We start from the raw sequence: 13,251 nt of genomic DNA, 5'->3' as shown, positions 1-13,251 counted from the left end.
ATCTTTGTGATCGCCATGCTTTTAAATGATATCTGTCATTCCATTGACAGTCCAAATATGGGGACTATTTTGGAAAACATCAAGTTTCCTAAATATCCCGGCGCTCAACGACTCCAGTTTCCGTTTGTTCGCAAGGGGATAGAACCACAACGGGGCAATCATGAGCCGCCATACCGCATCCTTCCAGGCCGAACGTCCGGCTTCGGCCGAAACCGTGCAGGAGCTGCTGCCTAAACCAGATCAGGCGCCCACGACGACAGCCACGCCGGCGCGCAATCGCAAGGAGACGTTCCGGCGATTCCTGATGGCTGGTGCCGCGGTCGCCGTGCTGGCCGGCGCGGGCTGGTACGGCTTCGACTATTGGACGGTCGGCCGCTTCCTGGTCTCGACCGACGACGCTTATGTCCAGGCCGACAACACCACCATCGCGCCGAAAGTTTCGGGCTATCTCATCGAGGTCGCGGTCGGGGACAATGAGCGCGTGAAAGCGGGCCAGGTGCTGGCGCGGATCGACGATCGCGATTTCAAGGTCGCGCTCGACCAGGCCAAGGCGGATGTCGCGGCCGCCCAGGCCGCAATCGCAAGCAAACAGGCGCAGCTCGACGTGCAGCAGACCGTGATCGCGGCGGCCAAGGCGACGATCGACGTCGACACCGCGGCGAAGACCTTCGCGAACCAGGAGAACAAGCGCTACACCGAGCTCGCCGCCACCGGCTTCGGCAGCGTGCAGAACGCACAGCAGGCACAATCGCGCAATGCCGGCGCCGACGCCGCGATCCTGCGCGATACCGCGAACTTCGCCTCCGCGCAAAAACAGGTGGAGCTGCTCAAGGCCGAGACCGCCCAGGCAGTCGCGGCGGCGGCGCGGGCAGCCGCGCAGCAACGGCAGGCCGAGCTCAATCTCGGCTACACCACGATCATCGCGCCGATCGACGGTGTCGTCGGCAACCGAACCTTGCGTGTCGGCCAGTTCGTGCAGGCCGGCACCCAGCTGATGTCGCTGGTGCCGGCGACGGGGGCCTATGTCGTGGCGAATTTCAAGGAGACCCAGCTCACCGACGTCCGCGAGGGACAGGCGGTCGATGTCGACGTCGACATGTTCCCCGGCAAGACCGTGCATGGCCATGTCGATAGCCTGGCGCCGGCCAGCGGCCAGGAATTCGCGCTGCTGCCGCCGGACAACGCCACCGGCAATTTCACCAAGGTGGTGCAGCGCATCCCGGTGAAGATCGCGCTCGACGGCGACGCAGCGATCGCGCTGCGGCCAGGCATGTCGGTGATCCCGACCATCGAGACCCAATCGCGCCAGGAAGCTCCTGCGCACAATCCTGCGCATTCCAGTGCTGAAGCCAGAGTGGCCTACGTCCATTCCACGAGGTGATGCCATGTCAACGCTCGCCCTTTCGGCCGCGACAGCCGCGCCCTTCCCCGTCTCGACTGTGCCGCAAGCCGCCGCCGATCGCGCCAGCGTCACGGTCTGGATTGCAATTCTGGCGGCGATGATCGGCGCGTTCATGGCCATCCTGAACATCCAGATCACCAACGCCTCGCTGCTCAACATCGAGGGCGGCATCGGCACCGGTGTCGACAACGGCTCCTGGATCTCGACTTCGTATCTGATCGGCGAGATCATCGTGATCCCGCTGACCGACTACCTCAGCCGGGTGTTCTCGTTCCGCAAGATCATGCTCGCGCACGCGACGCTGTTCGCGGCGTTCTCGGTCGCCTGCGCCTTTGCCCATGACCTGCCGTCGATGATCGCGATGCGCGGCCTGCAGGGCTATTTCGGCGGCGTGCTGATCCCGATGGCGTTCACGCTGGTCTTCACCAAACTGCCGAAGCGCCAGCAGCCGATCGGACTTGCCATGTTTGCGCTCGCGGTGACGTTTGCGCCCGCGATCGGGCCGACGATCGGCGGCTATCTCACCGAAAATTACGGCTGGCAGACCATTTTCTTCGTCAATGTGGTGCCGACCGCGGTCATGGTCACCACGCTGTTTTTCACCCTCGAACGCCAGCCGATGCAGCTATCGCTGCTGCGTGAAGGCGACTGGTTCGGCATCGCGACCATGGCGGTCGGCCTGTCGGCGCTGCAGGCCGTGCTGGAAGAGGGCAACAAGGACGACTGGTTCGGCTCGCCCTTCATCGTGCGGCTGGCGGTGATCGCCGCGGTCAGCCTGACGCTGTTCATCGCCAACGAGCTCCTGGTGGAAAAGCCGCTGCTGCGCTTGCGGCTTCTCACCCAGCGCGATTTCGGCATGGGCACGCTCGCCGCGGTGTTCGTCGGCTTCGCTCTGTTCGGCTCGATCTATCTGCTGCCGGCCTATCTCGGCCAGGTGCAGCGCTACAACGCCGAGCAGATCGGCAGCGTGCTGGCCTGGACCGGCCTGCCGCAATTGATACTGATCCCGCTGGTGCCGAAGCTGATGCAGCGCCTCGACCCCCGCTATATCGCCGCCATTGGCATGCTGCTGTTCGCCTACAGCTCGTTCATGAACACGACGATGTCGCTCGACTATTCCGGCGACCAGCTCTGGATCCCCAACATCGTCCGCGCTATCGGCCAGGCCCTGATGCTGGCCCCGTTGAGCGCCGTCTCGCTCGGCAGCGTCGCGGCGCAGGATGCCGCGGCGGCGTCCGGCATCTCCAACATGATGCGCAATCTCGGCGGCGCCGTCGGCACCGCGGTGCTGGCTACCATCGTCACCAAGCGCGAGCAGTTCCACTCCAACATCATCGGTCAGTCTGTCAACCTCGGCCGCGAGGAGGTGCGCACCCGCATCGCGGAACTGACCAACTATTTCCTCAGTCACGGCGTAACCGACCCGACCAGCGCCCACCAGCAGGCGATCATTGCGCTCGGCAACACGGTGAAGCGCCAGGCGCTGGTGATGGGTTTTTCCGACACGTTCGCGATCCTCGGCATCGTGCTGATCCTCGCTGCCGTCGCGATCCTGTTGACGCGCAAGGCGAAGGTAGCCGCCGCGGCGGCCGGTGCGCATTGAACGGGATGCCGCGTTCGCTCGCGCCTCCGAAATAGGCAAAGTCGCGAATTTCGCGGACGTAAGCTTGCTTTTCGAGGCCAAACCCCGCGTAAAATCTCCTCACTGCCGCCCGCTTGCCCGTCCCCTCCCGTTCGATTATGTATAGACATGTTCGGGACGAGGAGCGACCGGCATGAGCGATTACGTACTGGCCTTCGACGGGATCGGGCAGGATTTTCCGATGCCGGGCCAGCGCGCGACGATCCGCGTGCTCGACGGCATCAGCTTCGACGTCGAGCGCGGACAATTCGTCGCGGTGATCGGCCCGAGCGGTTGCGGCAAGAGCACGCTGTTGCAAATGGCGGCCGGCCTGTTGCGGCCGACGCGCGGCGCGGTGCATCATCGCGGCCGCGCAGTCACGTCGGTCAACACCGAAGTCGGCTTCGTGCCGCAGCAGGCGCAGCTGTTTCCATGGAAGAGTCTGGCCGAGAATGTCGAGCTTCCGCTGCTGCTGCGCGGGGTCGCGGTCAGCGAACGGCGCGAACGCGTGGCGGGCGCGCTCAATGCAGTCGGTCTCGACGGCTTTGAGCGGCATTTTCCGAGCCAGCTCTCCGGCGGCATGCAGAAGCGTGGATCGATCGCGCGCACCTTGGTGTACCGGCCCGACATCATCCTGATGGACGAGCCGTTCGGCGCGCTCGACGCCCAGACCCGCATGGTGATGCAGAACGATCTGCAGACGCTGTCGCTGCAAGCCGGAGCGACCATCGTGTTCGTGACCCATGACATCACCGAAGCCGTGCTGCTGGCCGATCACGTCGTGGTGCTCAGCCAGCGGCCGTCGCGGTTGTTGGCCAATATTCCGATCGACCTGCCGCGGCCGCGCAACATGTTCGAGCCGTTCCGCAACACCGGTTTCGAGGCGGCCTATGATGCGGTCTGGACCGTATTCAGATCGCAGATCGACATCGGACGCGCACATTGAGCGAGGGCAGCCCGATGACCGAGATGATCTATGATGCGTCATCCACAGCGGAGCAGACGGCCGCGCGCCGCAGCGCCTGGATGGCCAAGGCGACGCACGGACTGCTCGCGCTGCTTCCGGGCATCGTCCTGCTGTTGTTCTGGCAATGGGCGTCGGGCCGGCTGATCAGGGAAATCTATGTCAGCAAGCCGACCGCCATCGCCGCGCGGCTGTTCGAGCTGTTCGCTTCCGGCGAAATCTATCCGCATCTGTGGACGACGGGACAGGAGCTCGTGCTCGGCTACGTGATCGGCGTCAGCGGCGGCGTGGTCGGAGGCTACGCGCTAGGTCGCTCGCCGCGGCTGGCGCGCATCTTCGAGCCCTATGTGATGGCGTTCTACGGCGTGCCGAAGATCGCGCTGGCTCCTCTGTTCATCATCTGGTTCGGCATCGGCATGTGGTCGAAAGTCGCGCTCGCTTCGATCATGGTGTTCTTCCTGGTATTCTACAACGTGTTCGCGGGCGTGCGCGGCGTCGATCGTGAACTGGTGAATCTGACACGTGTGATGGGCGCCAACCAGCGCCAGCTCACCTATCACGTCTTCCTGCCGGCCGCGGCGCCCTATGTCATGCTCGGGATGCGGATGGCGATTCCCTACAGCGTGATCGGCGTGATCGTCGGTGAGTTCACCTCCTCGACCCAGGGACTTGGCCTGTTCATTCACGAAGCATCAGCCACCTACGATCCTGCCGGCGTGTTCGCTGGCATCGTGATCCTGCTCGGCTTCGTGATGATCGCGGGCGCGCTGGCCGGCCGGCTGGAACGGCGACTGCTGCGCTGGCGGATCGCCTCAGGTCCGGGCCCAAGCGATATCTGACGATCCCCTGTTACAACCGGAGTCCATCATGCGTCCGATCCCCCGATTGCCGAGAGCAGCCGCGCTCGCTGCATCATTGCTGCTGCTGGCGCCCAGGCCGGCTTCTGCGGAGGACACCGTGCGCATCGCACAGGGTGTCTCCGCCCTGAGCTTTCTGCCGATCTGGGCCGCACGGGCATTGAACACGTTTGCCGGCCAAGGCCTTTCGGCAAGCGCGATGGTCGTGCCCGGCGGCGATGCGGCAGCGCTCGCAGCCCTTGACGCCGGCGACATCGATCTGGCCGCGGTCGGCTCGGAGACGGTGCTGCGGGCAGACGCCAAGGGCCAGCCGTTCGAGATCGTCTACGCCTTGATGTCGAAAGTGACGCTGCAGCTGGTCGTGTCGCCCGCGGTGCTGGAACGCGCAGGCGTGAAGCCGGGCGATCCCCTCGACAAGCGCCTGGGCGCACTCAAGGGCGCCACCGTCGGGGTTGCCGCCGTCGGCGGCACCCAGGATGCCGCGGCGCGATGGCTTGCGGCCAAGGGCGGTCTCAACCCGAAGACCGACATCAAGGTCGCGCAGATCGGCAATCCCTTGGCGCTGCAGGCAGCGCTCGACAACAAGCAGATCGACGCCTTCGTGCTGTCGCCGCCCGAAGGGTTTCTGGCGGAGAAGTCCGGCGCCGGCAAGATCATCGCGTCGCTCGGCGATGACTTTCCTCAGCTCAACCATCAGCCCTATCTCGTGCTCGTGGCCAAGAAACCGATCGACGACCAGAAGGCGGCGCTGTTCGTGAAGACCGCGCGCGCGTTGCAGGCCGCAAGCGACCGCGTGATCAAAGAGCCCGCGGCGACCGCGGCGGCGATCCAGAAGCAATTCTTCCCCAAGGCAGCCCCCGAGGCGATCACGGCGGCAATCAACGCCATGAGCAGCGGCGTCGCCGATGGCGGCAAGCTCGACGCGAGCGGCTTTGCGAACCTGTTGGCCTCAGCCAAGGAGATCGGGACCGATTTCGGCAAGGATTTCGACGCCAAGACGGCCGAGAACGATCTGTGGACCGATCGCTTCGTCGACGAGGCCGGAGCGAAGTCGTCAAAGCAAAAATAGCCGAGGGCGGCCGATCAGCCGGCCGGCGTGAAGCGCGCGATCAAATCATAGAGCGCGGCGGGATGAATGAGACGCACGGCGGTGATTGGCTCGCCATTGCGCCAAGTGCGGCGCTCGACGACGAGACAGGCGGCGCCGACCTCGATCTGCAGCTCGTCGGCGACCGGCCGGTCGGCATTGCAGGCGGAGATGCGATGTTCGGCTTCGGTCCAGGGCACGTGCTCGACCAGCCAGGTGCTCGGCGACACCATCGAAAAGTCCTCATCAAGCGCCTTCGGCACCGCGTCGAGATTGAGCAGCCTGTCCTCCAGTGCAAAGGGTTGTTTTGCCGCGTCGTGGCGGCACCGCAGCGCCAGCACCGGCGCGCGCAGCTCGATGTCGAGCCGCGCCTTGTCCTGCCGCGTGGCGCCGCGCTTCTGCCGCGCCAGAAGCTGATAGCCATAGCGCGCGCCACGGCGTTCGACCTCCGCCTTCAAATCCGGAATTTGCAGCACTGCCGACTGCACCTTTGGCCGCGACACAAAGCTTCCGGCGCGACGACGACGCTCGACGAGCCCGGCCGCCGCCAGCGCCGACAGCACCTTGTTCACCGTCATGCGCGAGCAGGAATACGTCTCCATCAGCTCATGCTCGAAGGGAACGCGATGCCCCGGCGGCCATTTGCCGGACAGGATCCGGCCTTCGAGATCGCTGCGGATGCGCTGATAGAGCGCGACGCCGCCACCGGCCTCAAGTTTCGATGCTCCGTTCATGCGGCGAGCAATCCCTCAAGCCGTCGGCGGAACGCGGCGGCGATCGCGTCCGCCTGGTGATGCCTGCCGCTTGTCACAACCTTGCGCCCCGATGTCCAGACGCAGTCCACGGGCGAGCGGCGGCTGGCGAAGATGAAGCTGTCGAGCAGCGCATCGCCGGAACGGCCGGCGAGCGCGAGATTGCCGGTGTCGAGACTGACGATGTCCGCGGACTGCCCTTCGGCAAGTCCGCCGGTCACTCCGAGCGCCTGCGCGCCGCCGGCAAGCGCGCCGTCAAACAGCGCGCGGCCGGTCGACAGGGTCTCCGGGCTCGCGAGCACATTGCGCGCGCGTCGTGTGAGGCGCTGGGCGTATTCGAGTTGGCGCAGTTCGTCGGCCACGCCGATCAGGACGTTGGAATCGGTGCCGATGCCGAAACGTCCGGCGGTCGCGAAAAATGGGGTGGCATTGAAGATGCCATCGCCCAGATTGGCCTCCGTCACCGGGCAGAGGCCCGCGACCGCGCCCGTTGCCACCAGCGCGCGCGCCTCGTCGTCCGTCATGTGCGTGGCATGGATCAGGCACCAGTGCCGGTCGAGGGGCATGTGCTCGAGCAGCCACTGCACCGGGCGCCGGCCGCTCCACGCCATGCAGTCGTCGACCTCCTTGGTCTGTTCAGCGATGTGAATGTGGATCGGACCGCCGCCGGCGAGCGGCAGGATCGCGGCCAGCTCATCGGGTGTCGCGGCCCGCAATGAATGCGGCGCGATGCCGACCACGCCATCCTGATGTCCGTTGATGGCGCGTCGCGAGGCATCCATCACATCGGCGAAGCGATCCACGCCGTTGATGAAACGCCGCTGCCCATCGCTCGGTGGCTCGCCGCCGAAACTGAAATGGGCATAGAACACCGGCAGCAGCGTCAAGCCGATGCCGCTGGCCCGGGCGGCGGCGACCACGCGCTCGGCGAGCTCGCCGATGTTGTCGTAGGGCGCGCCCGACGGATCGTGGTGGATATAGTGAAACTCGCCGACGCGGGTAAACCCCGCCTCGAGCATGTCGACATAGGCTTGTGCGGTGATGGCCTCGACATCGTCAGGTGTCATGCGACCGACGAACCGGTACATCAGTTCGCGCCAGGTCCAGAAATTATCTGCCGAGCTGGCTCTCAGCTCGGTCAAGCCTGCCATGCCGCGCTGGAAGCCATGGCTGTGAACATTGGCAAGCCCCGGCAGTCCGATCGCGTGCCGCTCGTCACCGCTGTCGGGCGACGCGCCGCGTTCGACCGCTGCGATGCGGCGATCCGCGACGGATATCCTGACGTCGCGCGACCAGCCGCCGGGCAGCAAGGCCTCGCTGAAGAACAATTGCGTCAAGCTGACTCCTCCGACGGCGAGGCGACGCTGGACAGCGCCGCGTTAAATATGTATAGACAAATAAGCAACCTGCCTTCAAGAGGATCGCGAGTTTCCATCGTCATGCCCGACGCTGATCATGTCTGGTACCGCGCCCGGCTTGCAACGCTGTCGCCGCAACGAGACGGCCTCGGCATCGTCGACGATGGCCTGATCGCGGAGCGCGGCGGCATGATTGTCTACGCCGGTCCGGCGGCCGATGCGCCGTCCGGTCTCGCAACAGCGAACCGGATCGACTGCGAAGGGCGCTGGATCACGCCCGGCCTGATCGATTGCCACACCCATCTCGTCTACGGGGGAAACCGCGCGCACGAATTCGAGCTGCGGCTTGCCGGCGCAAGTTATGAGGAGATCGCGCGCCGCGGTGGCGGGATCCTATCGACGGTCACGGCGACGCGGCAGGCCAGCGAAGACCAGTTGGTCGCGACCGCCCAGCGCCGGCTCGATGTCTTGATCGCCGAGGGCGTCACCACCATCGAGATCAAATCGGGCTACGGCCTCGAGCTTGCGACCGAGCGCCGGCAATTGCGCGCGTCACGGCGGCTGGGGCAGCTCAATCCGGTCACCGTGAAGACGACGTTCCTCGGCGCTCACGCGCTGCCGCCGGAACGCGCCGGCGATTCGAAGGGCTACATCGCATCCGTCTGCGACGAGATGATGCCGGCACTCGCCAACGAAGGCCTGATCGATGCGGTCGATACCTTCTGCGAGGCGATCGCCTTCTCGGCCGACGAGACGGCGCAGGTTTTGTCCCGCGCACGCGACCTCCGACTTGCCGTCAAGCTGCACGCCGACCAGCTCTCCAACCTGCACGGCGCTGCGCTTGCGGCAAAATTCGGCGCATTGTCGGCCGATCACCTCGAATATGCCGATGAGGACGGCGTCGCCGCGATGCGGCGCGCAGGTACCGTCGCCGTGGTGCTGCCCGGCGCGTTTTATTTTCTGCGCGAGCGGCAGGCGCCGCCGATCGCACTGATGCGACAGCATGGCGTACGAATCGCGCTTGCGACCGACAGCAATCCCGGCAGCTCGCCCCTGACCTCCTTGCTTCTCGCCATGAACATGGGCGCCACCCTGTTTCGCCTGACCGTCGACGAATGCATCGCCGCAGTCACTCGTGAGGCGGCGCGCGCGCTCGGACTGTTCGGTACGACAGGAAGCCTGGAGGCCGGCAAGCAATGCGACCTTGCGATCTGGAATATGGAACGCCCGGCCGAGCTGGTCTACCGGATCGGCTTCAATCCGCTTCACGCGCGCGTCTTTCGAGGCCGACCGACATGATTGCGCGCGCGGTCCCCCTCATCGCGGAATTTCAACCATGACACGCATCGACAATGCCCGCATCGTGCGCGCGGCGCGCGGGCCGGAAATTTCGGCCAGGAGCTGGCTCACCGAAGCCCCGCTGCGGATGCTGATGAACAACCTCGATCCGGATGTCGCCGAAAAGCCCGGCGAACTCGTCGTCTATGGCGGCATCGGCCGTGCGGCCCGCGACTGGGAGAGTTTTGACCGCATCGTCGCGACGCTGCGACGGCTGGAAGGCGACCACACCTTGCTGGTGCAATCCGGCAAGCCGGTCGGCGTGTTTCGCACCCATGCCGACGCGCCGCGCGTGCTGATCGCCAACTCCAACCTGGTGCCGCATTGGGCGACGTGGGAGCATTTCAACCTGCTCGACCGCAAGGGGTTGATGATGTTCGGCCAGATGACGGCCGGTTCATGGATCTATATCGGCAGCCAGGGTATCGTGCAGGGCACCTATGAAACCTTCGCCGAACTCGGACGGCGCCACTACGGCGGCAGCCTTGCGGGCAAATGGATCCTGACCGCGGGACTCGGCGGCATGGGCGGCGCGCAGCCGCTCGCGGCCGTGATGGCGGGCGCCTCCTGCCTGGCCGTCGAATGCCAGCCGTCGCGCATCGAGATGCGGCTGCGCACACGCTATCTCGATTGCCAGGCGCGCGATCTCGATGAAGCGCTTTCGATCATCGACCGCGCGGGGCGCGAGCGAAAGCCGGTCTCGGTCGGCCTGCTCGGCAACGCCGCCGAGATCTTTCCCGAACTGGTGCGGCGCGGCGTGCGGCCGGACGCGGTGACCGACCAGACCTCCGCGCACGATCCGATCAACGGCTATCTGCCGAAGGGCTGGACCATTCACGAATGGGAAACCCGCCGCAGCAGCGATCCCAAGGCGGTCGACCGCGCGGCGCGCGCCTCGATGGCCGAGCATGTCGGCGCCATGCTCGACTTCCACCGTAAGGGAATCCCGGTCGTCGACTACGGCAACAACATCCGGCAGATGGCGCTGGAAGAAGGCGTCGAGGACGCGTTCGATTTGCCAGGCTTCGTGCCGGCCTATATCCGTCCGCTGTTCTGCCGCGGCATCGGCCCGTTCCGCTGGGTTGCGTTGTCGGGCGATCCGGAGGACATCTACCGCACCGATGCCAAGGTGAAGGAACTGATGCCCCACGACAGCTCGCTGCATCATTGGCTCGACATGGCGCGCGCGCGCATCGCGTTCCAGGGCCTGCCGGCGCGCATCTGCTGGGTCGGCCTTGGCGATCGTCACCGGCTCGGTCTCGCCTTCAACGAGATGGTCGCCCGTGGCGAACTGAAGGCGCCAGTCGTGATCGGCCGCGATCACCTCGATGCCGGCTCGGTCGCCTCCCCCAACCGCGAGACCGAAGCGATGCGCGACGGCTCGGATGCGGTGTCGGACTGGGCGATGCTGAACGCGCTCCTGAATTGCGCCGGCGGCGCAACCTGGGTGTCGCTGCATCATGGCGGCGGCGTCGGCATCGGTTTTTCCCAGCATGCCGGCATGGTGATCGTCTGCGACGGCACGCCGGAGGCGGCGCAGCGCATCGGCCGGGTGCTGTGGAACGACCCGGCGACGGGCGTGATGCGGCATGCCGATGCCGGCTACGAGTTGGCGATCGACAGCGCGCGCGCCAACAACCTCGATCTGCCCAGCCTGGCTGATTAGCAATTGCCGCGGTCAGCCCGGTTCCGGATAGCCGGCAATGCGCGCTTCCGCGTCCCATCGCGTCATCAGATGATAGTCCTCGGCGACAACAGGCGTGAAAGCCTCGAGGCACAGCCGATCCCGCAAGCCGGCGCAGGCCGGGGCGCTGGCGAAAGTTGCAAGCGTCGTCTGTAACCGGGATACGACATCCTCGGCACAATCCGGTGCGGCAACCAGAAACGGAATCGGCGCTGGATCGGTCGCAGCGACGATCCTGAGCTTCGGCGCGAGATCGGGCTGATGATGCAGCATCAGATCAAGCGCGTAACTGTCGAGCGGACCGACATCGATGTCGCCGGAAAGCAGCGCGTCGATCACGCGCCGCGGCGTATAGAGCGGCCCGATGCTCTCGCGATAGAGCCGTGCGCGACGCGCGCGATAATAGGGCAAGAGATGATGCCGCAGCGCATTGTAGCCGGAATGGGAACCATCGACGGTATATCCAAGACGGCCGCCGAATGTGTCCTCGAGCGTCAGGAATTTCGTAACGGCCGGCACCACCAGATAGGTGGCATAGACCGGCAACCCCGGAATCGGCGCCTGGGCCGGAACGGGTGCTGCGACCGGTCGCGGAGGACGCGCCGCGCGGCTGTATGGCAATCCACACATGAAGACACAGGCGAGGTCGGCGCGCGACCACAGCTCCGACAACGGCAACGGAAACGCATGATCGATGATATCGAGATCCACGCCGCTTGCGCGCGACAGCCATGAAAACAGCTCCCGCCACGCCAAGGCCGCCGCCGCATCGACCGAATACATCCGTGCGTTGGCGATATAAGCCATATCTTGAGGTCCGTGCCCCCGGCGGCCGCATCAGGCGAAGCGAAGGCGCTGCCCCAGTCCCAGCCGCTCGGCTTTTTCCAGCATGGCGTGGCCGAGCGCAATATCGGAGAGCGAAAGTCCGCGATGCCAGAACAGGTTGATCTCGGCGTCGCTTTGCCGGCCCGGCTTCCGACCGGCTACGATCTGACCGAGCTCCGCATGCAACGTCGCCTCGGACAGTTTGCCGGCTTCGACATGCGCGCGAAGGCTGCCGAACTTGCCGCCCTTGCACTGGCCCCAATCGTCGACCACCAGCTTGGTCATGATGTCGGTCAGCGACAATTCGATCGCGCTCATGGTTCCATAGGGCACGACGAAGGCGCCGTTTTTGATCCATTCGGTCTTCAACAACGGCGTCGGCTTGTCCAGCCGTGAGGCTTCGACGACGATGTCGGCGCCCTCGACGCAGCTCTTCCAGTCCTGCGTCACAACCACCTTCTTGCCGAGATCCCGCCTCAGCCGCTCGGCGAAATCGTTGCGGCTTTGCTCGCGGCGCGAATGCACGCGGATTTCGTCGAGATCGAACAGATGATCGAGCAGGCGCACGTTCCAATAAGCGGTTCCGCGCGCGCCGATATGGCCGAGCACCTTGGAATCCTTGCGCGCCAGATACTTGGCGCCGATCGCGGTCACCGCTCCGGTGCGCATGTCGGTAATGCCGCTCGCATCCAGAATGGCTTTCGGTGCGCCGGTGCGCGGGTCGAACAGCGCCAGGATCGCGAGCTCCGAGGGAAAGCCGAGCTTGTAGTTGTCGACGAAGTCGCCGACCACCTTGACGCCGGCGGAGTCGATCGGTGCCTTGATGGCGCCGCGCAGCACGTTGAAATGGCCGTTGGCGACGCCGGGTTCGAGATGGACGCGGGGCTCGATGACCGTTTCGCCGCTGCCCTGCGCGGCAAGGCTCGCCTCGATCGCCGCCAGAATTTCCGCATCGGTGATCTTGAGTTCGTCGATGTCGAGGCGGTTGAGATAGGCGATGTAGATCGGCGGCACGATGCGGCTCCCTGGGACCTTCAATATGTCTATACATTATCGAGGGCAACGAGAGAGTCAACGTGGCCCGCGGGGCGTTACGTCAGGGCTTGATCGATCTCCCGAAGCGCCTGGTAGATCATCGCGGCGCCGGCGGCGATGGCCTCGCGGTCGGCCCATTCTTCCGGCGTGTGGCTCTTGCCGGCCCGGCAGGGCACGAACACCATCGCCGACGGACCGAGCCGGCTCATGAACCCAGCATCATGGCCCGCGCCGCTCGGCAGATCGGTCGCGGCGAGGCCGAGTGCGTCGGCGCCCCTGTGCAGGGCGGCGCGCAAATCGCTGTCGCAGACAACGGCCGGACTTTCGG

Annotated in this window: 13 protein-coding genes; 8 read left to right on the top strand and 5 right to left on the bottom strand. The window is 65.4% G+C overall.

The genetic code is table 11. The features are described 5' to 3' along the window. The 6 genes from WCB02_RS07920 to WCB02_RS07895 all read left to right on the top strand — a co-directional run. A partial coding sequence (locus tag WCB02_RS07920) for a hypothetical protein (RefSeq protein WP_423957318.1) occupies nucleotides 1-234 on the top strand: 234 nt, incomplete at its 5' end. Beyond that, the gene (locus tag WCB02_RS07915; protein ID WP_423957317.1) at nucleotides 161-1,381 is read left to right on the top strand and encodes an HlyD family secretion protein; all 1,221 of its coding nucleotides are present in this window, start codon (nucleotides 161-163) and stop codon (nucleotides 1,379-1,381) included. The genes WCB02_RS07920 and WCB02_RS07915, both read left to right, overlap by 74 nt. Before the next feature lie 4 nt (nucleotides 1,382-1,385). Continuing rightward, on the top strand, nucleotides 1,386-3,005 hold the full coding sequence (locus WCB02_RS07910) for a DHA2 family efflux MFS transporter permease subunit (RefSeq protein ID WP_423957315.1): 1,620 nt from the start codon (nucleotides 1,386-1,388) through the stop codon (nucleotides 3,003-3,005). A gap of 172 nt (nucleotides 3,006-3,177) precedes the next feature. Next, entirely contained in the window at nucleotides 3,178-3,969 is a 792-nt protein-coding gene (locus tag WCB02_RS07905; protein ID WP_423957314.1) for an ABC transporter ATP-binding protein, read from the top strand. Between the two features lie 14 nt (nucleotides 3,970-3,983). Next, entirely contained in the window at nucleotides 3,984-4,826 is an 843-nt protein-coding gene (locus WCB02_RS07900; RefSeq protein WP_423957312.1) for an ABC transporter permease, read from the top strand. A gap of 28 nt (nucleotides 4,827-4,854) precedes the next feature. Further along, nucleotides 4,855-5,913: an ABC transporter substrate-binding protein gene (locus WCB02_RS07895; RefSeq protein WP_423957310.1), complete on the top strand. Its 1,059-nt coding sequence runs from the start codon at nucleotides 4,855-4,857 to the stop codon at nucleotides 5,911-5,913. 14 nt (nucleotides 5,914-5,927) lie between these two features. On the opposite strand, the gene hutC is transcribed toward WCB02_RS07895, so the two are convergent. Next, complete coding sequence (hutC, locus tag WCB02_RS07890; RefSeq protein WP_423957308.1) at nucleotides 5,928-6,665, bottom strand: histidine utilization repressor; 738 nt, start codon at nucleotides 6,663-6,665, stop codon at nucleotides 5,928-5,930. Next, the gene (locus WCB02_RS07885) at nucleotides 6,662-8,020 is read right to left on the bottom strand and encodes a formimidoylglutamate deiminase (protein WP_423957307.1); all 1,359 of its coding nucleotides are present in this window, start codon (nucleotides 8,018-8,020) and stop codon (nucleotides 6,662-6,664) included. Before WCB02_RS07885 ends, hutC begins: the two co-directional genes overlap by 4 nt. A 102-nt stretch (nucleotides 8,021-8,122) precedes the next feature. Between WCB02_RS07885 and hutI the strand changes: the two genes are divergently transcribed. After that, nucleotides 8,123-9,340, top strand: coding sequence for an imidazolonepropionase (gene hutI / locus WCB02_RS07880; RefSeq protein ID WP_423957306.1), 1,218 nt, complete (start codon nucleotides 8,123-8,125; stop codon nucleotides 9,338-9,340). A 37-nt stretch (nucleotides 9,341-9,377) separates the two neighbouring features. After that, nucleotides 9,378-11,045: a urocanate hydratase gene (gene hutU, locus WCB02_RS07875; protein WP_423957305.1), complete on the top strand. Its 1,668-nt coding sequence runs from the start codon at nucleotides 9,378-9,380 to the stop codon at nucleotides 11,043-11,045. A 12-nt stretch (nucleotides 11,046-11,057) separates the two neighbouring features. Here the strand turns inward: hutU and WCB02_RS07870 are convergent, their stop codons facing one another. The 3 genes from WCB02_RS07870 to WCB02_RS07860 form a co-directional block, all read right to left on the bottom strand. Beyond that, nucleotides 11,058-11,870 carry a phosphate/phosphite/phosphonate ABC transporter substrate-binding protein gene (locus WCB02_RS07870; protein WP_423957304.1) on the bottom strand — a complete coding sequence of 271 codons (813 nt, stop codon included), beginning with the start codon at nucleotides 11,868-11,870 and terminating at the stop codon, nucleotides 11,058-11,060. 30 nt (nucleotides 11,871-11,900) lie between these two features. Further along, on the bottom strand, nucleotides 11,901-12,902 hold the full coding sequence (locus WCB02_RS07865; RefSeq protein ID WP_423957303.1) for an ornithine cyclodeaminase family protein: 1,002 nt from the start codon (nucleotides 12,900-12,902) through the stop codon (nucleotides 11,901-11,903). 77 nt (nucleotides 12,903-12,979) lie between these two features. Continuing rightward, the coding region (locus tag WCB02_RS07860; RefSeq protein WP_423957301.1) for a M20/M25/M40 family metallo-hydrolase at nucleotides 12,980-13,251 on the bottom strand (272 nt) is incomplete at its 5' end.

Origin of the sequence: Bradyrhizobium sp., assembly GCF_049581145.1 — a bacterium.
Taxonomy (GTDB): Bacteria; Pseudomonadota; Alphaproteobacteria; order Rhizobiales; family Xanthobacteraceae; genus Bradyrhizobium.
This window is presented reverse-complemented; position numbering and strand designations above follow the sequence as displayed.